Origin of the sequence: Klebsiella sp. CN_Kp106 (assembly GCF_040064575.1) — a bacterium.
Taxonomy (GTDB): domain Bacteria; phylum Pseudomonadota; class Gammaproteobacteria; order Enterobacterales; family Enterobacteriaceae; genus Klebsiella; species Klebsiella michiganensis.
In genome coordinates, this window is record NZ_JBEAIG010000058.1 from 36490 (window position 1) to 56341 (window position 19852).

At 58.6% G+C, this 19852-nt stretch carries 17 protein-coding genes and 1 pseudogene; 5 read left to right on the top strand and 13 right to left on the bottom strand.

All coding sequences use genetic code 11. The features are described from left to right. The 9 genes from ABLU96_RS20315 to maeB all read right to left on the bottom strand — a co-directional run bounded on the left by ABLU96_RS20315 (position 1) and on the right by maeB (position 7899). A complete protein-coding gene (locus ABLU96_RS20315; RefSeq protein WP_004853056.1) occupies positions 1 to 1404 on the bottom strand; it encodes an aldehyde dehydrogenase family protein in 1404 nt (467 codons plus the stop codon). 11 nt (positions 1405 to 1415) lie between these two features. Further along, a complete protein-coding gene (gene eutN, locus ABLU96_RS20320) occupies positions 1416 to 1703 on the bottom strand; it encodes an ethanolamine utilization microcompartment protein EutN (protein WP_004853058.1) in 288 nt (95 codons plus the stop codon). A 114-nt stretch (positions 1704 to 1817) separates the two neighbouring features. Next, the gene (gene eutM / locus ABLU96_RS20325) at positions 1818 to 2108 is read right to left on the bottom strand and encodes an ethanolamine utilization microcompartment protein EutM (RefSeq protein ID WP_000387720.1); all 291 of its coding nucleotides are present in this window, start codon (positions 2106 to 2108) and stop codon (positions 1818 to 1820) included. 41 nt (positions 2109 to 2149) lie between these two features. Next, complete coding sequence (gene pta / locus ABLU96_RS20330; protein WP_064404389.1) at positions 2150 to 3166, bottom strand: phosphate acetyltransferase; 1017 nt, start codon at positions 3164 to 3166, stop codon at positions 2150 to 2152. Further along, a complete protein-coding gene (gene eutT, locus ABLU96_RS20335; protein ID WP_025106623.1) occupies positions 3163 to 3966 on the bottom strand; it encodes an ethanolamine utilization cob(I)yrinic acid a,c-diamide adenosyltransferase EutT in 804 nt (267 codons plus the stop codon). The genes pta and eutT overlap by 4 nt, the downstream gene beginning before the upstream one ends. Next, a complete protein-coding gene (eutQ, locus tag ABLU96_RS20340; RefSeq protein WP_064404387.1) occupies positions 3963 to 4655 on the bottom strand; it encodes an ethanolamine utilization acetate kinase EutQ in 693 nt (230 codons plus the stop codon). Before eutQ ends, eutT begins: the two co-directional genes overlap by 4 nt. Continuing rightward, positions 4633 to 5112 (bottom strand): ethanolamine utilization acetate kinase EutP, encoded by a 480-nt coding sequence (gene eutP / locus ABLU96_RS20345; protein WP_025106622.1) that lies wholly within the window; start codon positions 5110 to 5112, stop codon positions 4633 to 4635. The genes eutQ and eutP overlap by 23 nt, the downstream gene beginning before the upstream one ends. Positions 5113 to 5124: 12 nt before the next feature. Then, positions 5125 to 5460 (bottom strand): ethanolamine utilization microcompartment protein EutS, encoded by a 336-nt coding sequence (eutS, locus tag ABLU96_RS20350; protein WP_004123425.1) that lies wholly within the window; start codon positions 5458 to 5460, stop codon positions 5125 to 5127. A 159-nt stretch (positions 5461 to 5619) separates the two neighbouring features. Next, a complete protein-coding gene (gene maeB, locus ABLU96_RS20355) occupies positions 5620 to 7899 on the bottom strand; it encodes an NADP-dependent oxaloacetate-decarboxylating malate dehydrogenase (RefSeq protein ID WP_064404385.1) in 2280 nt (759 codons plus the stop codon). Between the two features lie 289 nt (positions 7900 to 8188). On the opposite strand from maeB, the gene tkt reads away from it, so the two are divergent. Further along, entirely contained in the window at positions 8189 to 10183 is a 1995-nt protein-coding gene (tkt, locus tag ABLU96_RS20360; protein ID WP_014230336.1) for a transketolase, read from the top strand. On the opposite strand, the gene ABLU96_RS20365 is transcribed toward tkt, so the two are convergent. The 3 genes and pseudogenes from ABLU96_RS20365 to aegA form a co-directional block, all read right to left on the bottom strand. Then, on the bottom strand, positions 10152 to 11219 hold the full coding sequence (locus tag ABLU96_RS20365; RefSeq protein WP_064404611.1) for a DUF1176 domain-containing protein: 1068 nt from the start codon (positions 11217 to 11219) through the stop codon (positions 10152 to 10154). The two genes, tkt and ABLU96_RS20365, sit on opposite strands and share 32 nt — an antisense overlap. Before the next feature lie 65 nt (positions 11220 to 11284). After that, positions 11285 to 11882, bottom strand: a pseudogene (gene nudK, locus ABLU96_RS20370) (GDP-mannose pyrophosphatase NudK). A 58-nt stretch (positions 11883 to 11940) separates the two neighbouring features. Continuing rightward, on the bottom strand, positions 11941 to 13905 hold the full coding sequence (gene aegA, locus ABLU96_RS20375) for a formate-dependent uric acid utilization protein AegA (RefSeq protein WP_025106618.1): 1965 nt from the start codon (positions 13903 to 13905) through the stop codon (positions 11941 to 11943). A gap of 381 nt (positions 13906 to 14286) precedes the next feature. Between aegA and acrD the strand changes: the two genes are divergently transcribed. Next, positions 14287 to 17400 (top strand): multidrug efflux RND transporter permease AcrD, encoded by a 3114-nt coding sequence (gene acrD / locus ABLU96_RS20380; RefSeq protein ID WP_025106617.1) that lies wholly within the window; start codon positions 14287 to 14289, stop codon positions 17398 to 17400. Positions 17401 to 17537: 137 nt separating this feature from the next. On the opposite strand, the gene ypfM is transcribed toward acrD, so the two are convergent. Continuing rightward, a complete protein-coding gene (ypfM, locus tag ABLU96_RS20385) occupies positions 17538 to 17597 on the bottom strand; it encodes a protein YpfM (RefSeq protein ID WP_100181659.1) in 60 nt (19 codons plus the stop codon). A 385-nt stretch (positions 17598 to 17982) separates the two neighbouring features. Here ypfM and ABLU96_RS20390 point away from each other — a divergent pair, with 385 nt between their 5' ends. Genes ABLU96_RS20390 through ABLU96_RS20400 form a run of 3 tightly spaced genes read left to right on the top strand, consistent with a single transcriptional unit; the run spans position 17983 to position 19698 of the window. Next, complete coding sequence (locus ABLU96_RS20390; protein ID WP_004853073.1) at positions 17983 to 18336, top strand: ArsC family reductase; 354 nt, start codon at positions 17983 to 17985, stop codon at positions 18334 to 18336. Positions 18337 to 18339: 3 nt separating this feature from the next. Continuing rightward, entirely contained in the window at positions 18340 to 19467 is a 1128-nt protein-coding gene (dapE, locus tag ABLU96_RS20395) for a succinyl-diaminopimelate desuccinylase (protein WP_004853076.1), read from the top strand. 27 nt (positions 19468 to 19494) lie between these two features. Then, on the top strand, positions 19495 to 19698 hold the full coding sequence (locus ABLU96_RS20400) for a YpfN family protein (RefSeq protein ID WP_004123464.1): 204 nt from the start codon (positions 19495 to 19497) through the stop codon (positions 19696 to 19698). Positions 19699 to 19852: the final 154 nt, after the last annotated feature.

Here is a 19852-nt window from a genome sequence, read left to right on the forward strand (position 1 = left end):
TTATACAATTCGGAAGGCATCCACCAGCACGCAGCGCCGCAGGCGAACGAAGGTGCGCGCACTGGTCACCCCCTCCCCGGTTGGCGTGGTGATGGTCATGGTGGTCCAGCCCTCTCCGCCCAGCCCGAGCCCGGCGATGCACGGCCCGTTTTTAACGAAAATGCTGGTATCAATGGCGTTCGCCATCTGATTCATGTTGTCGATATTGCGCGAGTGCATCGCCGCCGTGTGGTGGCAGCCGCCCTCCAGCTGCACCGCCAGCGCGATAGCGTCATCGACACTGGCCACCCGTACGACAGGGAGCACCGGCATCATCAGTTCCGTCACGGCAAATGGATGGCTGGCCGGGGTTTCCACGAACAGCAGGCGCGTCTGCGGCGGCACGTTCAGGCCTATGGCGGCGGCAATCTTGCTCGCGTCACGTCCCACCCAGTCACGGCTGACCGTACCTTTGCCGCGCTCATCGATATTCTTCAGCAGCACCGGCTGAAGCTGCTCGGCCTGGGCCGCGCTGAGCTTCACCGCCTGCTGGCCTTCCATCAGGCGCATCAGCTCGTCGGCGACGCTATCGACCACAATCAGCACCTTTTCGTCGGCGCAGATGATGTTGTTATCAAACGAGGCGCCTTTGACGATGGACCGCGCGGCGCGCGCCAGGTCGGCCGTTTCGTCGACCACTACCGGCGGGTTACCGGCGCCGGCGGCAATCAGACGTTTATTGGTATGCTTGCGCGCGGACTCCACCACCGCTTCACCGCCGGTGACCACCAGCAGGCCAATACCGGGGTACTTAAACAGCCGCTGGGCCGTTTCGATGTCCGGGTTCGCCACGGTGACCAGCAGATTGGCCGGACCGCCCGCGGCAATCACCGCCTGGTTGAGCAGCATAATCGCCCGCTGGGAAACCCTTTTCGCCGCCGGATGCGGGGCGAACACCACGCTATTGCCCGCGGCAATCAGGCTGATGGCGTTATTAATTACCGTCGCCGCCGGGTTGGTGGAGGGGGTGACCGAGGCCACCACGCCCCAGGGCGCGTTTTCAATCAGCGTCAGGCCGTTATCGCCGGTGAGCACCTGCGGAGAGAGGCACTCCACGCCCGGCGTGCCGCGCGCCTGGGCCACGTTTTTGGCAAATTTATCTTCAACGCGACCCATGCCGGTTTCGCTGACGGCAAGCTCCGCTAATTCTCTGGCGTGTTTTTCGCCCGCCTCACGGATGGCGTGAATCGCCAGCTGACGCATCGCCACGCTTTTCAGCCCCTGCTGGGCCACCTTTGCCGCCGCGACGGCGTCATCCAGGGAGGCAAAGACGCCCATCTCATGAACGGCGTCGTCCGGCTGGCTGCTGGCCGTCATTTTCAGCAGTACCGCTTTCACCACCTGTTCAATATCCTGTTGATTCATGATGTTCAGTCCTATTTATGGAAAATCACCTGACCGCCGGCCACCGCTTCATCGACGATACCGATGACGCACAAATCCACAGGAGACGCCTCGCTGCGGTGTGCCTGTCGCGCCGAGCTTCCGCTCACCAGCAGCACCCATTCGCCGGGCCCCGCGCCGATGCTGTCGATGGCGACGGCGCACTGCCCGTCGGGCTTGCCCGCGGCATCAATCATCTCCACCATCAGCAGCTTGTCGTGCGCCAGCCCCTGATGGCGGACGGTGCAGACAATCTGTCCCGTGACGACTGCCAGTTTCATACCGCCTCCCTGAATTGCGTGGTAAGTCGTGGGCCGGATAAGCGCAGCGCCATCAGGCAATGGCGCGCGTTAATGCCGGAAGGCAACGCTGGCGCGTCTTATCCGGCCCGACCATCAGATATTGCTGTCGCCTTTGAAACTGATGGGGAATACCTCCTCCAGATCGCCGTGCGGACGCGGAATCACGTGCACCGATACCAGCTCGCCGATGCGCTGCGCCGCAGCGGCGCCGGCATCGGTAGCGGCTTTGCAGGCCGCCACGTCGCCGCGCACCATCGCGGTCACCAGACCGCCGCCAATCTGCTTCACGCCAACCAGCTTCACGCGCGCGGCTTTCACCATCGCATCAGAGGCCTCAATCAGCGCAACCAGGCCCCGGGTTTCAATCATTCCTAATGCTTCCATTGTGTTTTCCTCTTACTTAAGGGGGTCCAGAACGGGACCGTTCATTCAACCTGCGTGGGTAAGCGGCACTCGCCGCTTACGTCACTCCGGCGCGGCACGGCTGCCACTAACGCCAGTTCGATAATTTCCTGCACGCTACAGCCTCGGGAGAGGTCGTGGAGCGGTGCGGCCAGCCCCTGAATCAGCGGCCCGACCGCACGATAGCCGCCCAGGCGCTGGGCGATTTTGTAGCCGATGTTGCCGGCTTCCAGCGACGGAAAAACCATCACGTTGGCCCGCCCCTGCAGCGGACTGGCGGGCGCTTTTTGCGCGGCGACCTCCGGCACGAAGGCGGCGTCAAACTGCAGTTCGCCATCCACCATCAGCTGCGGAGCGCGCTGACGCACGATCTCTGTGGCCTGCTGTACGTTGGCGACGTTGGGATGACGGGCGCTGCCGCTGCTGGAAAACGACAGCATCGCCACCCGCGGCTCCTCGCCGGTAATGGTCTGCCATGTCTCCGCGCTGGCGATGGCGATATCCGCCAGCTGCGCCGCCGTCGGCTGCGGCACCACGCTACAGTCGGCAAATCCCAGCGCCGGTCCGACGTACTGCGGCAGCATCAGAAAGATCGACGACAGCGTTTTGCAGCCCGGCTGAAGGCCAATAATGCGTAATCCGGCGCGCAGCACGTTCGCCGTCGAGGAGAGATTGCCGGCAATACACACGTCGGCCTTCCCGGCGCTGACCATGGCGGCGGCGAACATCAGCGGGTCGTTGAGTTTTTCCTCCGCGTCCGGCGGCGTTTTTTCTCCGGCGCGGGCAAGCCAGCTCCGGGCAAACGCTTCGCGCATTTGCCGGTTGCTGTGCGGGTCGACGATCTGCATACCGTCCATCGGCAGGCGGTGGCTGAGGGCGAACTGGCGCAGGGCAAAAGGGCTGGCGATCAAAATCGGCTTTGCCAGCCCCTGCTGCTGGAGGTAGTGCGCCGCTTTGAGGACGCGGATATCCAGCGCGTCCGCAAACACCACCCGGGCGGGCGAACGCAAAGCCAGTTGACGGGCGCGTTGAATAATCATTGCTCCCCTCCCAGACGCTGTTGGATCTGACTGACGGTTAGCGGATGTTTCGCCACGCTTAAAATCATCATCACGTAGACGGTGCTGGAGAGGCGGTTGATCGCCTGCAGAATGTCCGGACGTAAGACCTCAAAACTGCGGGTAATAAAGACCTGCGCGGCGACCGTTTCCGTTTCGCGTATTTTGCTGCGCAGCAGATTGAGCAGCGCGGCATCGCGGCCGTGGCCGGCTTCCGGCACCAGATGATCGTGGTCGAGATAGCGCAGCGGCTGGTGGGAAAGGCGATGCAGTTCATCCTCGTTCAGCCCGACGATAGACTGCGCCGCCAGCGGTTCACCCACGGCGTCGGCGCGCATAATATTGCCCAGGCGCGAGCGGATATCCGCCAGCCAGGGCTGCCAGGGCTCCGCCAGTTCGATTTGCAGCCATACCGCCAGGGCGATGGTGGCGTCGAGGGCGGCGCGAAAGCCCAGCCGCGGATCGCTTTTGGCGACCATTTTTTCCGCCGTCAGATGGGTCAGGGTGTCCGGTTTTTTGTCTACCGGCTGGCGGCACAGTTCGCAGCAGGCCTGCGGATGCGTACCGCTGCTGGTTAAACCGTGTACCGGCTGCGGCTGCTGCGCGTCGTCATCGACAAACAGGCTGCCCTGCTCGTCGAGAAACTTAATGCGCAGACGGCGGCTTTCCAGCAGCTCCCGGGCCGAAGGCGTCAGACGGGCGTCGGCGGGCAGATGAATTTCTGCTCCTTCGCTGAGCGTATGGTTCGCTCTGAGCCAGGCTTCGGTAATAAAATCTTTCATAGCGATTGCCAGTTCGCAGGCCAGGCGACGTACAGGAAGCGCACGGTCGACGGCGTGCCGAATTCTATGCTCGAACCTTTCGGGATAAACATCACGTCCCCGGCTTTGGCCACCATGGTTTCGCCTTCATGGCGCACGTGGAGTTCGCCCTCCAGCACCATGTCGACCTCGTCATAGTTCAGCGTCCAGTGGAAGAAGGCGTTTTCCCACTGCATAAACCCGGCGGCCATGCTGCTGCCGTCCTGCTCGGTAACCAAATCCGTTAAGCCGACGCGGTGCGGTTCGGCGCCGTCGAAGCGGCCGAATTTCACGCTGCTGCCGTCAATGACCTTTACGCCGCCTTTACCGGTGACCGCCTTAAAGCTGGGCTGCATCGCGTCCATCCCCAGCGACTGCTTCTCCTTCATCACTTTTTCCATCAGCTGCGCCACCAGGCTTTCGGTAAACTGCCCTTCCGGCAGCTGCGCGATAATGGTTTCGCGAATGCGCTGGCTTTCGGTTTTTTCCTCTGCCGCCGGGACTGCCGGCTCTGGCGCAGATTCATCGCACTCCTGGATGGCGACGCCCAGCAGCTCCGCGACTTCGCGGGCTTCCGGGGTGATGATGCTGGCGCGCAGCACAACCGATATTTCCTCTTCGCCTCGCGCGTGGGCCGCACGAATATCGTTAGCTGTGATAAGTTTCTTCACCTGCCCCTTCCTCCTTTTGGCTGAGCTCACTCAGGTAATTCACCAGATGCTCTACGCTTTGCGGGTCGTGAGCGTTGAGTTCGAAAATCGGCTCCTGAAACCCCATCCCGTGCAGCAGTTGCCGCACCGCGGCGACGTCGGCGTCCGGCATATCCGTTTTGCTGATCGCGGCGATATGTCGTTTATTCGCGCCAATATCCAGTAGCCCGGCGGGTAAGCGACTTTCGGTATCATTTGCCGCGTGGACATAAATCAACGTATCAACATCCTGCAGCGTGGTAATTAATGCGTGGTACCAGCGCGGATGGCTGAAATATTCCCCCGGGGTGTCAATATCGCCTTTCTCGTTAAATTCCACGGCCTGCGTTTTTCTCGCGAGGGAATAATTTCCCTGCAACGCATTAAATAGCGTTGTTTTTCCCGCGCCCACCGTACCGACAAATGCAATACGTTTCATTGCCGCCTCTAATTAGCTTTTGGTTAACTCGCAGAGGGTGTAATTTAATAATCGGCCAAGCCCGCTCACCGTCTGCAGCAGCGCCTCTTCTACCGCGCCGACCGAGCCGTAAATCACCAGCGCGCCGCTAAACCGGTCGAGAAAACCGATATGCACATCGGCGGCCTTCATCGCTAAATCACCGGCGATCATGGCGGTTTCTCCAGGGGTTAAGGTCATAATGCCGATAGCGCCGGATTCGGGAACGCCGATCTTTTTCGCCAGTTCTGCCCCAGGGTGCGCAATCAGATGCGCCAGCGTCACCTGCTTGCCGGGTACAAATTCCTGAATGATGCGTTCTTTATCCATGGCTCACCGCTCCGCTAAAACTTGCGCTTATCGTGACAAGTTTCCGCTGGAGTAAATAACAAAATTCGGCAAGTTGATTTGAAAGGTGAGATAGATCACTTATAAACAGAAATAAAAAAGTGCGGGAGAATTCCCGCGCCTGAAATAATTAAATGAAAATTACAGCGGCTGAGTTTGCGCTTCAACAACCGCCAGCGCGACCATATTCACGATACGCCGTACCGAAGCAATTGGCGTCAGGATATGCACCGGCTTCGCGACGCCCATCAGCACCGGTCCGACGGTGACGCCTTCAGAGCTGGAGACGCGAAGTAAGTTGTAACTAATACGCGCTGCTTCCATATTCGGCATCACCAGAATATTGGCCGAACCTTTCAGCGGGCTGTCCGGCATCCGCTCATTACGAATGCTTTCCACCAGCGCGGCATCGCCGTGCATTTCGCCATCGATCATCAACTCCGGCGCCTGCGCCTTCACCAGCTCCAGCGCCTGGCGCATTTTGCTGGCGGACGGGCAGTCCGAGGAACCAAAGTTCGAGTGCGACAGCAGCGCCACCCGCGGTTCAATCCCGAATCGACGAACGGTTTCTGCCGCCATCAGGGTGATCTCGGCAATTTGCTCCGGCGAGGGATCGTGGTTGACGTAGGTGTCGGCGATAAAGGTGTTGCCGCTCGGCAGCAGCAGCGCGTTCATCGCCCCGGCCGCATGAACCCCTTCGCGGTAGCCAAACAGCGGCTGAATGACGCTGTAGTGCTCGTGATAGTCACCGATGGTGCCGCAGATCATCGCATCGGCTTCGCCGCGCTGCACCATGATCGCGCCAATGACCGTAGTGTTGCTGATCACCGCCCGCTGCGCCTGCTCCTGGGTGATCCCGCGGCGCTTCATCAGGGTGTAATATTCATTCCAGTACTCTTTGAAGCGCGGATCGGATTCGTTATTGACGATCTCAAAATCAACCCCGGCTTTGATCTGCAGTCCCAGCTTCTGGATGCGCATCTCAATGACGCCGGGACGACCGATCAGAATCGGTTTCGCCAGCCCAAGGGAGACCAGCTCCTGAGTCGCGTGCAGTACGCGGGTATCTTCGCCTTCCGCCAGTACCACCCGCTTCGGCTCTTTGCGCGCCTGCGAGAAAATCGGCTTCATAAACAGGTTCGTTTTGTAGACGAACTCGCTGAGCTTCTCGATGTACGCATCAAAATCGGCGATCGGGCGGGTCGCGACGCCGGAGTCTATCGCCGCTTTCGCCACTGCCGGAGCAATCTTGACGATCAGCCGCGGGTCGAACGGCTTCGGAATGATATATTCCGCGCCGAAGCTCAGATCCTGATCGCCGTAGGCGGAGGCCACCACTTCGCTCTGTTCAGCGTGCGCCAGCTCGGCAATCGCGTGCACCGCCGCCAGCTTCATCTCTTCGTTAATCGCCGTTGCGCCGACGTCCAGCGCGCCGCGGAAGATGAACGGGAAGCACAGCACGTTGTTCACCTGGTTCGGATAGTCGGAGCGGCCGGTACAGATAATGGCGTCGGAGCGCACCTCTTTCGCCAGCGGCGGCAGAATCTCCGGCTCCGGGTTAGCCAGCGCCAGAATCATCGGCGCGCGGGCCATTTTCTTCACCATCTCCTGAGTCAGCACTTTCGGGCCCGAGCAGCCGAGGAAAATGTCCGCCCCGTCAATCACGTCATCCAGCGTGCGTTTGCCGCTGTCTTCGACCGCATAGGCCGCTTTCGTCTCCGCCATATTCGGCTCGCGGCCCTTATAGATAACGCCTTTCGAGTCGCAGACCACGATGTTGTGTTTCTGCATCCCCAGCGCCACCAGCAGGTTCATACAGGCAATCGCCGCCGCGCCCGCGCCGGAGACCACCATCCGCACGTCGGAGATGTTTTTCTCCACCACCCGCAGACCGTTAAGAATCGCCGCGGTACTGATAATCGCCGTCCCGTGCTGATCGTCATGGAAAACCGGAATATTCATGCGCTCGCGCAGCTTTTGCTCGATGTAGAAGCACTCCGGCGCTTTAATATCTTCAAGGTTGATACCGCCGAAGGTCGGCTCCAGCGCCGCGACGACGTTGATAAATTTGTCCGGGTCCAGTTCATCGACTTCAATATCGAACACATCGATACCGGCGAATTTTTTAAACAGAACGCCTTTGCCTTCCATCACCGGCTTACCGGCCAGCGCGCCGATATTGCCCAGCCCCAGAACGGCCGTGCCGTTGGAGACCACCGCTACAAGGTTGCCGCGCGCGGTATATTTATAGGCTGCCAGCGGATCCTTCTCGATTTCCAGGCAGGGCGCGGCGACGCCCGGCGAGTAGGCCAGGGCCAGATCGCGTTGGGTAGCCAGCGGTTTGGTCGGGGAGACCTGGATTTTTCCGGGGACCGGGAATTCGTGGAAATCAAGGGCGCTTTGTTTTAACTGCTCATCCATTTTATCGTTCCTTTCACGTATCGATCGTAGGGGGTGAAACGTTATCGCGTACCTGGTGTTCACCCTAAAGGGCCACCTAGTATCTCGCCTGACGGCTTCGTAAACTTTGAACACCGCCAAACTCTCGCCATAACAAAGTTATATTTGTTATCGATTTATATTGTTTATGTAACTTAGTTTCAGAAGCAATGATAGCCCCGTCTGCTATGCTTTTTAGTTATGCAACTCATCACCCTCTCTATCCTAATCCAATAAAAACTCATGTAACCTATTGTTTCAGGAGCACATTATGTCCCGTAGAGAACTAGCCAACGCCATCCGCGCCCTGAGTATGGATGCAGTCCAGAAAGCCAACTCCGGCCACCCCGGCGCGCCAATGGGTATGGCCGATATCGCCGAGGTGCTATGGAACGATTTCCTCAAGCACAATCCTGAAAACCCGCAATGGTACGATCGCGACCGCTTTATTCTCTCCAACGGCCACGCGTCGATGCTGCTTTACAGCCTGCTGCATCTGACGGGCTATGACCTGCCCATCGAAGAGATAAAAAACTTCCGTCAGCTGCATTCAAAAACCCCGGGCCACCCGGAGATTGGCTATACGCCGGGAGTGGAAACCACCACCGGTCCGCTGGGGCAAGGACTGGCGAATGCCGTGGGCCTGGCTATCGCCGAGCGCACGCTGGCGGCCCAGTTTAATCAGCCAGATCATGAGATCGTCGATCACTTCACCTACGTGTTTATGGGCGATGGCTGCCTGATGGAGGGGATTTCTCACGAAGTGTGCTCTCTGGCGGGGACGTTAGGACTGGGCAAGCTGATCGGCTTCTACGACCACAACGGCATTTCCATTGATGGCGAAACCAAAGGCTGGTTTACCGATGACACGGCAAAACGCTTTGAGGCCTATCACTGGCATGTGGTGCATGAAATTGACGGCCACGACCCCGAAGCCGTGAAGAAAGCGATTCTGGAAGCCCAGAGCGTGAAGGACAAACCCTCGCTGATTATCTGCCGTACGGTGATAGGCTTTGGTTCGCCGAATAAAGCAGGGAAAGAAGAGGCACACGGCGCGGCGCTGGGAGAACAGGAAGTGGCGCTGGCGCGCCAGCAGCTGGGCTGGCATCACCCGGCGTTTGAGATCCCGAAAGAGATCTACCGGGCCTGGGACGCGCGTGAAAAGGGACAAAAGGCGCAGAAAAGCTGGGAGGAGAAGTTTGCCGCCTATCAGCAGGCTCATCCGCAGCTGGCGGCGGAGTTTACGCGGCGCATGAGCGGCGGACTGCCTGAGTCGTGGGATGAAACGACGCGGAAGTATATTGCCGATCTGCAGGCTAACCCGGCGAAAATCGCCACCCGCAAGGCTTCGCAAAATGCCCTCGATGCCTACGGCCCGCATCTGCCGGAACTGCTGGGCGGCTCCGCTGACCTCGCGCCCAGCAACCTGACCATCTGGAAAGGATCGACTTCGCTGAAAGAGGATCCGGCGGGTAACTATATCCACTACGGCGTACGCGAGTTCGGGATGACGGCCATCGCCAACGGCATCGCGCATCACGGCGGGTTTGTCCCCTATACCGCCACCTTCCTGATGTTCGTCGAATATGCCCGCAACGCGGCGCGTATGGCGGCGCTGATGAAAGCGCGGCAAATCATGGTCTATACCCACGACTCCATCGGTCTCGGCGAAGATGGTCCGACGCACCAGGCGGTAGAACAGCTGGCCAGCCTGCGCCTGACGCCAAACTTCAGCACCTGGCGACCGTGCGATCAGGTGGAGGCCGCGGTGGCGTGGAAGCTGGCGGTCGAACGTCACAGCGGGCCGACGGCGCTGATCCTCTCAAGGCAAAATCTGGCGCAAATGGCGCGCACGCCGGAGCAGGTACAGAATATCGCCCGCGGCGGCTACGTGCTGAAGGACGCTGGCGGCAAGCCGGACCTGATCCTGATAGCTACCGGTTCGGAAGTCGAGATCACCGTGCTGGCGGCGGAGAAGCTGCTGGCCAAAGGGGTGAACGTGCGCGTGGTTTCCCTGCCATCGACCGACGTGTTTGATGCCCAGGAGGAAGCCTACCGGGAATCGGTCCTGCCGTCGGACGTCAGCGCCCGCGTCGCGGTTGAGGCCGGCATCGCCGACTACTGGTATAAGTATGTGGGGCTAAAAGGCAAAATCGTCGGCATGACCGGCTACGGTGAATCGGCCCCCGCGGATAAGCTCTTCCCTTACTTCGGCTTTACCGTTGAGCATATCGTTACCGTGGGGGACGAGGTACTGAACGGGTAACCCAGAGCGTGGGCCAGGCGTCTGGCCCCTGCCAGTTATCGCACTGCGGCTGCCGCGCGTAGCGTACCAGGCTAAACCGCTGGCCGTCATAGCGCCAGCGCGTTTGCGTCCCGCAGTCGCCGGGCGCGCGCCCTTTATCCAGCGTCACCAGTTCCTGGCGTCGATCGTCGTAGCGGGCGTTTACCAGTTCGACATCGCGCGGCCCGTCGCCGGGGGGCTGGAAAGGCAGAGTGAACCGTACCGGATGAGCAATATACGGCCGCTGGCGCGACACCAGCCAGGCCAGCCAAATGGTGTTGTAGGCGCCCGCTTCGCAGCTGGTCATCAGCAGCACCCTATCGTCGGTCAGCGCGGCAACCCGCACCTCGCGGCGAAACGGATCCAGCGAACAGGCGCTGCTGTTCATGCGCTCGTTGCCATAATCCATGAGATCGTTAAGTTCATCGCGGCTGAGGGGGGACTCCGCCACGTCGATTCTCGCCACCGAGCGCAGCGCCGGGGCGGGCGGAACGCTGAGCGGCGGCTCTTCCCCCTTCCCTACCCACGCGGTTTCGCTCCCCACGCGCTTCTGCCGGCTATCGATAAACAGCAGGGCGGCTTTCAGCCCCTGTAAAGAGATGGCCTGCAGGCCATTTTCGAGGGTTATCGCCTTTGCTGCCTGCACCTGCTGCAGAAAGGCATCAATGGTGACGCTATCGTCGGTTTCAAGCAGTTTGTCGGCGATCTGCCAATGTTTATCGCCCAGAGACAGGGGTTTACCATCGAGGCGAAGGCGCGGCGCAATCGGCGCCAGCGCCGCGACCGGATTGCCCACGCCGCCGAGTTCAATGCGCAGGCTGGCGCTGGTAGCCGCCCCGGCGCTGCGGGTGAGGGTCATGACCAGGCCGTGATGCAGCCCGACGTTGCGGGCCACGCAGAAGTTCTGATTGTTGCAGGTTACCTGCCAGTCATTGAAGAGCTGTTGTGCCGGCGCCGCCCGCACCAGCGACGTCGGCAGTAAACCGAAAAGCAGAAACAAAATAACCCGATGCAACATGAGCGGCACAACCCCGGAGAAAACGCCATACACAGCGGCTATGTTCACCAGCGGCGAGGTTTTACTCAATCGGATTTATCAGAGATCCCCGTTCATCAGCCCGGAGGTTTGCAAATATTGCAGCAGGATCACCGCTTTGCCATCGCGGATCTCCCCGTTCGCCATCATCTCCAGCGCCCGATGATAAGGGAGCTCCAGCACCTCAATATCTTCATCATCAACGCCGCCGCCATCGTTGGCCCGCTGAGTATCGTTATATTCGGCAATAAAGAAATAGATAAGCTCGGTGACGCCGCCGGGCGACATAAACAGTTCAAACAGTTTGCGCACTTCACCCACTTCGAAACCGGTCTCTTCAATGGCTTCTTTGCGCACGCACTCCTCCGGCTCATCGCTGTCCAACAGCCCGGCGCAGGTTTCAATCAGCATCCCGTCTTCGTTGCCGTTTATCCAGGTCGCGATGCGGAACTGGCGAACCAGCACGACGGTCTGCTTATGGCGGTTATACAGCAAGATGGTAGCGCCGTTGCCGCGATCGTAGACTTCGCGTCTATGGCGAACCACGCTGCCGTCGCTGCGCGTCAGTTCATAGGTCATGTTGCGCAAAAGGAACCAGTTTTCGGAGAGGATTTTATCTTTGATAATGTTGATATTGAGTGACATACGAGCCCCACAGCGTGAAATGACGATTCCATACTACGCTGTGAAGCCCGCTTTGTCGTCAGTGAAGCGGAATCGATTTAACCTCGAGGAAGTCCATTATCCCCTGCGCCGCGTGGCGGCCTTCCGCCATGGCGGTCACCACCAGATCGGCGCCACGCACCGCATCGCCGCCGGCAAACACTTTGCGATGGGTGGTCTGGTAGCGGTAGCGGCTTTCCACATTGGCCTTGATTCGACCCCGGCTATCGAGCTTAACGCCCACCGATTCCAGCCACGGCATACCGTGCGGATGGAAACCAAAAGCCATGATCACCGCGTCGGCGGGCATGACAAACTCGCTTCCGGGGATTGGCGACGGGCTGCGGCGCCCCTGAGCGTCCGGCGCGCCCAGCCGGGTACGCAGAAAGCGTACGCCGTTGACGTGTCCCTTTTCGTTCAGCTCCAGGGTGACCGGCTGGACGTTAAATTCAAACTGCGCCCCCTCTTCGCGCGCGTTTTTCACCTCTTTCTTCGAACCAGGCATATTGGCTTCATCGCGACGATAGGCGCAGGTAACCTGCTTCGCGCCGTGGCGCAGCGCGGTACGCACGCAGTCCATCGCCGTATCGCCGCCGCCGAGCACCACGACGTTCAGCCCTTCGGTGTTGACGTAAGGCTCTTCCGGCAGCTCAAGCAGCCCCATCACCTGTTTGGTGTTGGCTATCAGGAACGGCAGCGCGTCATATACGCCGGGCGCGTCTTCATTCGGCAGATCCGCTTTCATCGAGCGATAGGTTCCGGCGCCAATAAATACCGCGTCATAGTCATCAAGCAGCGTCGTCAGCGGGATATCTTTGCCTATCTCGCAGTTCAGCTCAAAGCGCACGCCCATCTGGGTAAAGATTTCCCGCCGCCGGGCAAGCAGAGATTTATCCAGCTTAAAGGCCGGAATACCAAAGGTCAGCAGACCGCCAATTTCCGGATGACGGTCAAAGACCACCGGACTCACGCCGTTACGCACCAGACGGTCGGCGCAGGCGAGCCCGGCAGGACCCGCGCCGATAATCGCCACCCGCTTGCCGCTTTCAACGACCTGAGAAAGATCCGGCCGCCAGCCGTTGGCCAGCGCCTGGTCGGAGATATAGCGTTCAATGTTGCCGATAGTCACCGAACCGTGCTCATCGCGCAGCGTGCAGGCCCCTTCGCACAGGCGATCCTGCGGGCAGACGCGGCCGGTAATTTCCGGCAGGCAGTTGGTCTGGTGAGAAAGCTCCACGGCGGCGGAAATATCCCCCTCTTTCACGCGTTCAATCCACTGCGGAATATGGTTATGCAGCGGACAGGTCCATTCACAAATGCTGTGCTCGCCGCACGTCAGGCAGCGCTCCGCCTCGCGGTTGGCCTGCCCGGCGCTGAACGGCAGATAAATTTCGCTAAAATTGGCCTTACGCGCCTCGGCGGATAGCTTGTCGGGCTCGCCGCGCGGCGGCGTCGCGGCCATCTGCGCGACTTTGCCCGCGGAGCAAGGCGCCATCGCCGCGCCGGGGTGGCCAAGACGCGCCGCGCGCTGACGCCGCTGTTTCGCCAGATTCACCAGCGTGCTGTCCGTTGCCAGTACCAGCGCTTCGGCCGGGCAGTTTTGTACGCAGGCGGGCCCCTCTTCGCGACCGCTGCACAAATCGCATTTATGCGCCGTCGCTTTGACCCTCTCCTCCTGTACCGGCGTCAGGACGATTTGCATCACGCCAAACGGGCAGGCAACCATACAGGATTTACAGCCGATGCATTTCTCCTGATTAACCTGGACGCTGTCGTTAAGCTGGCTGATGGCGCCATTGGGACAACTGCGGGCGCACGGCGCCCCTTCACAATGGTGGCAGGTTACGGCGTTACGTTTTTGCTCGTTTTTGATAACCGTAATGCGCGGCAAAAAACGCTGCGGGGTCAAAACATGCTGCTCATCGTTGTGCGCCATGACGCAGGCAACTTCACAAGCCTTGCATCCGATGCACTTATGACTATCGCTTAAAATAAAGTGGTTCATGACATCCTTCAGTCTTCGTGGTGAATAACCCCTCAATTCGCATGCTTATCTATTACCCGACAAAACGGTGCCGGAACAATGTGCATTTGCACATGTTGCCGATTTTTTGGTAATAACCCGAGGTGGATCAATTTTTTTGACTTAAATGAAATCACGTTTTATTTAGCTAAGTAATAATGCGCTACGTATGCGCCACCGCGGCGGCGCGCCGAAAGGAAGGAGCAGATAGAGGAAGAAAGAGAGTTCTTTACGCTGCCATAAAAGGCACACGATAAATTACACTATCTCCTTATTTTCTCCACGATTGCCTGAGGGCTTGCCGCTAGAGTGTCACAGGCTGTGCAATAACAAAAAAATGTGCAAAATGAGGTCCTAATTCTGATGGCGAATTTTTTTATCGATCGCCCCATTTTTGCGTGGGTACTGGCAATACTTTTATGCCTGACCGGTACGCTCGCAATTTTGTCGCTTCCCGTTGAGCAATATCCCGACCTTGCCCCGCCTAACGTACGGATCACAGCGAACTATCCGGGCGCTTCGGCACAGACGCTGGAAAATACGGTCACCCAGGTTATCGAGCAAAATATGACCGGCCTCGATAACCTGATGTATATGTCATCCCAGAGCAGCGGCACCGGCCAGGCCACCGTGACGCTGAGCTTTACCGCCGGGACCGATCCGGATGAAGCGGTCCAGCAGGTGCAGAACCAGCTACAGTCGGCGATGCGCAAACTGCCGCAGGCCGTCCAGAACCAGGGCGTAACGGTGCGTAAAACCGGGGATACTAATATCCTGACGATCGCCTTCGTCTCTACCGACGGCAGTATGGATAAACAGGATATCGCCGACTACGTCGCCAGTAATATTCAGGACCCGCTCAGCCGGGTCAACGGCGTCGGAGATATTGACGCCTATGGTTCGCAGTATTCGATGCGCATCTGGCTCGATCCGGCCAAACTCAACAGCTTTCAGATGACGGCGAAAGACGTCACTGATGCCATCTCTTCGCAGAACGCGCAGATCGCCGTCGGCCAGCTGGGCGGCACGCCGTCGGTGGATAAACAGGCGCTCAACGCGACGATTAATTCACAATCGCTGTTACAAACGCCGGAACAGTTCCGTGATATTACCCTGCGGGTTAATCAGGACGGTTCGGAAGTTACCCTTGGCGACGTCGCCACCGTCGAGATGGGGGCGGAAAAATACGATTACCTCAGCCGCTACAACCGCCAGGCGGCGTCCGGGCTGGGGGTTAAGCTGGCCTCTGGCGCAAACGAAATGGCGACCGCTGAACGCGTCATCAGCCGTCTGAACGAGCTGTCGCAATATTTCCCGCACGGCCTGGAATATAAAGTCGCTTACGAAACCACCTCATTCGTTAAGGCGTCGATTACCGACGTTGTGAAAACGCTGCTTGAAGCCATCGCGCTGGTCTTTCTCGTGATGTATCTGTTCCTGCAGAACTTCCGCGCCACGCTGATCCCGACCATCGCCGTTCCGGTGGTGCTGATGGGAACCTTTGCCGTCCTTTACGCCTGCGGCTACAGCATCAACACCTTAACCATGTTCGCGGTGGTGCTGGCGATAGGCCTGCTGGTGGACGATGCCATCGTGGTGGTAGAGAACGTCGAGCGTATCATGAGCGAGGAGGGCCTCTCGCCGCGTGAAGCGACGCGAAAATCAATGGGGCAGATTCAGGGCGCGCTGGTCGGTATCGCCATGGTGCTATCGGCGGTATTTGTGCCGATGGCCTTCTTCGGCGGCACCACCGGCGCGATCTACCGCCAGTTCTCGATTACCATCGTCTCGGCGATGGTGCTGTCGGTGCTGGTGGCGATGATCCTCACCCCGGCGCTGTGCGCCACATTGCTTAAACCCGTTCATAAAGGCGAAACCCACGGGCAGCGGGGCTTTTTTGGCTGGTTTAACCGCACGTTTAACCGTAACGCCAGCCGCTACGAAACCGCGGTCGGCAAAATTCTTCATCGTTCGCTGCGCTGGATAATGATCTACGTCCTGCTGCTGGGCGGGATGGTCTTTCTGTTTCTGCATCTGCCCACGTCATTCCTGCCGCTGGAAGACCGCGGCATGTTTACCACTTCGGTGCAGTTGCCGAGCGGCTCAACCCAACAGCAAACCCTGAAGGTGGTGCAGCAGGCGGAAGACTACTTCCTGAACAATGAGAAGCAAAACGTTGAATCGGTGTTCGCGACCATCGGCTCCGGCCCCGGCGGCAACGGCCAGAACGTGGCGCGTATGTTCGTACGCCTGAAGGACTGGGACGAACGCGATCCCACAACCGGTTCATCTTTTGCCATCATCGAACGCGCAACCAAAGCGTTTAACAAAATTAAAGAAGCGCGCGTCTTTGCCAGCAGTCCGCCGGCCATCAGCGGTCTGGGCAGCTCCGCCGGTTTCGATATGGAGCTGGAGGATCACGCGGGCAACGGACACGAAGCGCTGATGGCCGCCCGCGATACCCTGCTGGAGCTAGCCGGCAAAAATAACCAGCTCACCCGCGTCCGCCACAACGGCCTCGACGATAGTCCGCAGCTTCAGGTGGACATCGATCAGCGTAAAGCGCAGGCGCTGGGCGTCTCTATCGACGATATCAACGACACCCTGCAGACCGCGTGGGGGTCAAGCTACGTTAACGACTTTATGGATCGCGGCCGCGTGAAGAAGGTCTACGTTCAGGCGGCCGCGCCGTATCGCATGCTGCCGGACGATATCAACCTGTGGTACGTGCGCAACAGCAGCGGTACGATGGTGCCCTTCTCCGCCTTCACGACCTCGCGCTGGGAGACCGGCTCGCCGCGTCTGGAGCGCTACAACGGCTACTCGGCGGTAGAGATCGTCGGTGAAGCCGCGCCGGGCGTCAGTACCGGTACCGCCATGACGATTATGGAAGAGCTGGCCCAGCAGTTGCCGAACGGCTTTGGTCTCGAATGGACGGCGATGTCTTATCAGGAGCGGCTCTCCGGGGCGCAGGCGCCGGCGCTGTACGCCATTTCGCTGCTGGTGGTGTTCCTGTGCCTGGCGGCGCTGTATGAAAGCTGGTCGGTGCCGTTCTCGGTGATGCTGGTGGTGCCGCTGGGGGTTATCGGCGCGCTGCTGGCAACCTGGATGCGCGGCCTGGAAAACGATGTCTATTTCCAGGTGGGCCTGCTGACGGTTATCGGCCTGTCGGCGAAGAACGCCATTCTTATTGTCGAATTTGCCAATGAGCTGAATCAGAAAGGCGAAGATCTGCTTACCGCCACGCTCTCCGCCTGCCGCCAGCGTCTGCGGCCGATCCTGATGACCTCGCTGGCGTTTATCTTCGGCGTACTGCCGATGGCCACCAGCACCGGGGCGGGCTCCGGCAGCCAGCATGCCGTCGGCACCGGGGTGATGGGCGGGATGATTTCCGCCACGGTGCTGGCTATCTTCTTCGTGCCGCTGTTCTTTGTGCTGGTACGCCGCCGCTTCCCGCTCAAGGAACGGCCGCAATAATCGGGACGCGCCCTGACGATATTTTCGCCAGGGCCAAATAACAGAAAAGGCGACCGGACAGGTCGCCTTTTTCATGTGGTCGCTTCAACTGCATTATTATTCTGCCTGTGAAATCGCCATGCTTTTATTGCGGAAAACTATTTACGAAGCATGCCTTCGATAAAGTCTTTCCAGTTCCCCAGTTCGTGTTCAATCATAATAGCCTCTCTTATTATTATGGGTGATTTTATGCAAATTCATTGATGGTTAAAAGCCTGTTTGCGCTATCGTACTGATAACTTTCATTACCCCCTGCGGAACGTTCTCTTTCATTCGTAAGTACTATGAGCCGATTTTGCGCATTTTAATGTGACCAACAGCAACATTTAGCAACATTTGTTCATCAGCCTGAATCACCGGAATCCGCCTCGAGGCCAGGAAACGCCGTCAGGGGCGTTTAAAAAACAGCCAAAATGTAACAATGAATATATCCCGACGGGAAAAAACGATATTTATTAAAGCATTTCACGTATTATTTATTCAGGGCTTATATATTCGGAACATTCTTAGCCAATCGTTTAATTCAACGGAAAAGGTTTAATCATGCTTACCATGTACGGGATAAAAAACTGCGACACCATAAAAAAGGCTCGCCGCTGGCTGGAGACGCAGCAGATAGAATATCGCTTTCATGATTATCGTGTCGATGGTCTGGATCGCACTTTATTAGATACCTTTATCGCTGAACTCGGCTGGGAAGCCCTGCTTAACACCCGGGGGACGACGTGGCGCAAGCTGGATGAAACGGTCCGCGCCGGTATCAATAACGCCGACGCTGCGGCAAAACTGATGCTGGAAATGCCGGCAATCATTAAACGCCCATTGCTCTGCGCGCCCGGTCAGCCTATGCTGCTGGGTTTCAGTGAATCAAGTTATCAGCAGTTTAACGAGGTGTAGTCTATGTCTTGCCCGGTCATTGAGCTGGCTCAGCAGCTTATTCGCCGCCCTTCCCTCAGCCCCGATGATGCGGGATGCCAGGCGTTAATGATTGAACGCCTGCGTGCGATTGGCTTTACCGTTGAACCGATGGATTTCGGGGATACCCAAAACTTCTGGGCCTGGCGCGGGCGCGGGGAAACGCTGGCGTTTGCCGGCCATACCGATGTCGTCCCGTCGGGGGACGCCGATCGCTGGATTAATCCCCCCTTTGAACCCACCATTCGCGACGGCATGCTGTTTGGCCGCGGCGCCGCGGATATGAAAGGCTCGCTCGCGGCAATGGTCGTCGCCGCCGAACGTTTTGTCGCTCAGTATCCAAATCATAAAGGTCGTCTGGCCTTCCTGATCACTTCTGATGAAGAAGCCAGCGCCAAAAACGGCACCGTTAAGGTTGTTGAAGCGCTGATGGCGCGCAACGAGCGCCTGGATTATTGCCTGGTCGGCGAACCGTCCAGCACCGAAGTCGTCGGCGATGTAGTGAAAAACGGCCGTCGCGGCTCTCTGACCTGCAACCTGACCATTCACGGCGTACAGGGGCACGTGGCCTACCCGCATCTCGCCGATAACCCGGTGCACCGCGCCGCGCCGATGCTGGCGGAGCTGGTGAATATCGAATGGGATAAGGGCAACGAGTTCTTTCCGCCGACCAGTATGCAAATCGCTAACGTGCAGTCCGGCACCGGCAGCAACAACGTAATTCCCGGCGATATGTTCGTCCAGTTCAACTTCCGCTTTAGCACCGAGCTGACCGACGAAATGATTAAAGCGCGCGTCGTGGCGCTGCTGGAGAAGTACGCGCTGCGCTACAGCGTCGACTGGTGGCTCTCAGGCCAGCCGTTCCTGACCAGCCGCGGTAAGCTGGTTGATGCGGTGGTTAACGCCATTGAGCACTATAATGAAATAAAACCGCAGCTGCTGACCAACGGCGGCACCTCCGACGGGCGCTTTATCGCGCGTATGGGCGCGCAGGTGGTTGAACTGGGGCCGGTGAACGCCACCATTCATAAAATAAACGAGTGTGTGAATGCCGCCGACCTCCAGCTGCTGGCGCGGATGTACCAACGCATCATGGAACAGCTGGTCGCCTGACGGCATCAATAGAGAAGAGGTAAGCGCATGGATTGGCTAACGAAATACTGGTGGGTTCTGGTGTTGGTATTTTTGGTGGGCGTGATGATCAACGTGATTAAAGATCTGACCCGCGTTGACCACAAAAAATTTCTCAACAATAAACCGGATCTGCCCCCGCATCGCGACTTCAACGACAAGTGGGACGACGATGACGACTGGCCGAAGAACGACCCGTCGAAGAAGAAGTAACATCTTACTGCGGATTGCCATAAAGCAATCGCCCGGCGAGTTCGACGCGGGTCAAGTAGCCCGGACTGATGCGCATCATCGCCTCCGGGAAAATATCCTACTCTGCGCTCTTTTCCCGGGGGCGGCGCTTAACGCGCCTTGCCCGGGCTACGGG

Bases quoted from the DNA above. Each gene is read 5' to 3' on its own strand.
- ABLU96_RS20315 (WP_004853056.1), bottom strand. From the start codon at position 1,404: ATGAATCAACAGGATATTGAACAGGTGGTGAAAGCGGTACTGCTGAAA.
- eutN (WP_004853058.1), bottom strand. From the start codon at position 1,703: ATGAAACTGGCAGTCGTCACGGGACAGATTGTCTGCACCGTCCGCCAT.
- eutM (WP_000387720.1), bottom strand. From the start codon at position 2,108: ATGGAAGCATTAGGAATGATTGAAACCCGGGGCCTGGTTGCGCTGATT.
- pta (WP_064404389.1), bottom strand. From the start codon at position 3,166: ATGATTATTCAACGCGCCCGTCAACTGGCTTTGCGTTCGCCCGCCCGG.
- eutT (WP_025106623.1), bottom strand. From the start codon at position 3,966: ATGAAAGATTTTATTACCGAAGCCTGGCTCAGAGCGAACCATACGCTC.
- eutP (WP_025106622.1), bottom strand. From the start codon at position 5,112: ATGAAACGTATTGCATTTGTCGGTACGGTGGGCGCGGGAAAAACAACG.
- eutS (WP_004123425.1), bottom strand. From the start codon at position 5,460: ATGGATAAAGAACGCATCATTCAGGAATTTGTACCCGGCAAGCAGGTG.
- maeB (WP_064404385.1), bottom strand. From the start codon at position 7,899: ATGGATGAGCAGTTAAAACAAAGCGCCCTTGATTTCCACGAATTCCCG.
- tkt (WP_014230336.1), top strand. From the start codon at position 8,189: ATGTCCCGTAGAGAACTAGCCAACGCCATCCGCGCCCTGAGTATGGAT.
- ABLU96_RS20365 (WP_064404611.1), bottom strand. From the start codon at position 11,219: ATGTTGCATCGGGTTATTTTGTTTCTGCTTTTCGGTTTACTGCCGACG.
- aegA (WP_025106618.1), bottom strand. From the start codon at position 13,905: ATGAACCACTTTATTTTAAGCGATAGTCATAAGTGCATCGGATGCAAG.
- acrD (WP_025106617.1), top strand. From the start codon at position 14,287: ATGGCGAATTTTTTTATCGATCGCCCCATTTTTGCGTGGGTACTGGCA.
- ABLU96_RS20390 (WP_004853073.1), top strand. From the start codon at position 17,983: ATGCTTACCATGTACGGGATAAAAAACTGCGACACCATAAAAAAGGCT.
- dapE (WP_004853076.1), top strand. From the start codon at position 18,340: ATGTCTTGCCCGGTCATTGAGCTGGCTCAGCAGCTTATTCGCCGCCCT.
- ABLU96_RS20400 (WP_004123464.1), top strand. From the start codon at position 19,495: ATGGATTGGCTAACGAAATACTGGTGGGTTCTGGTGTTGGTATTTTTG.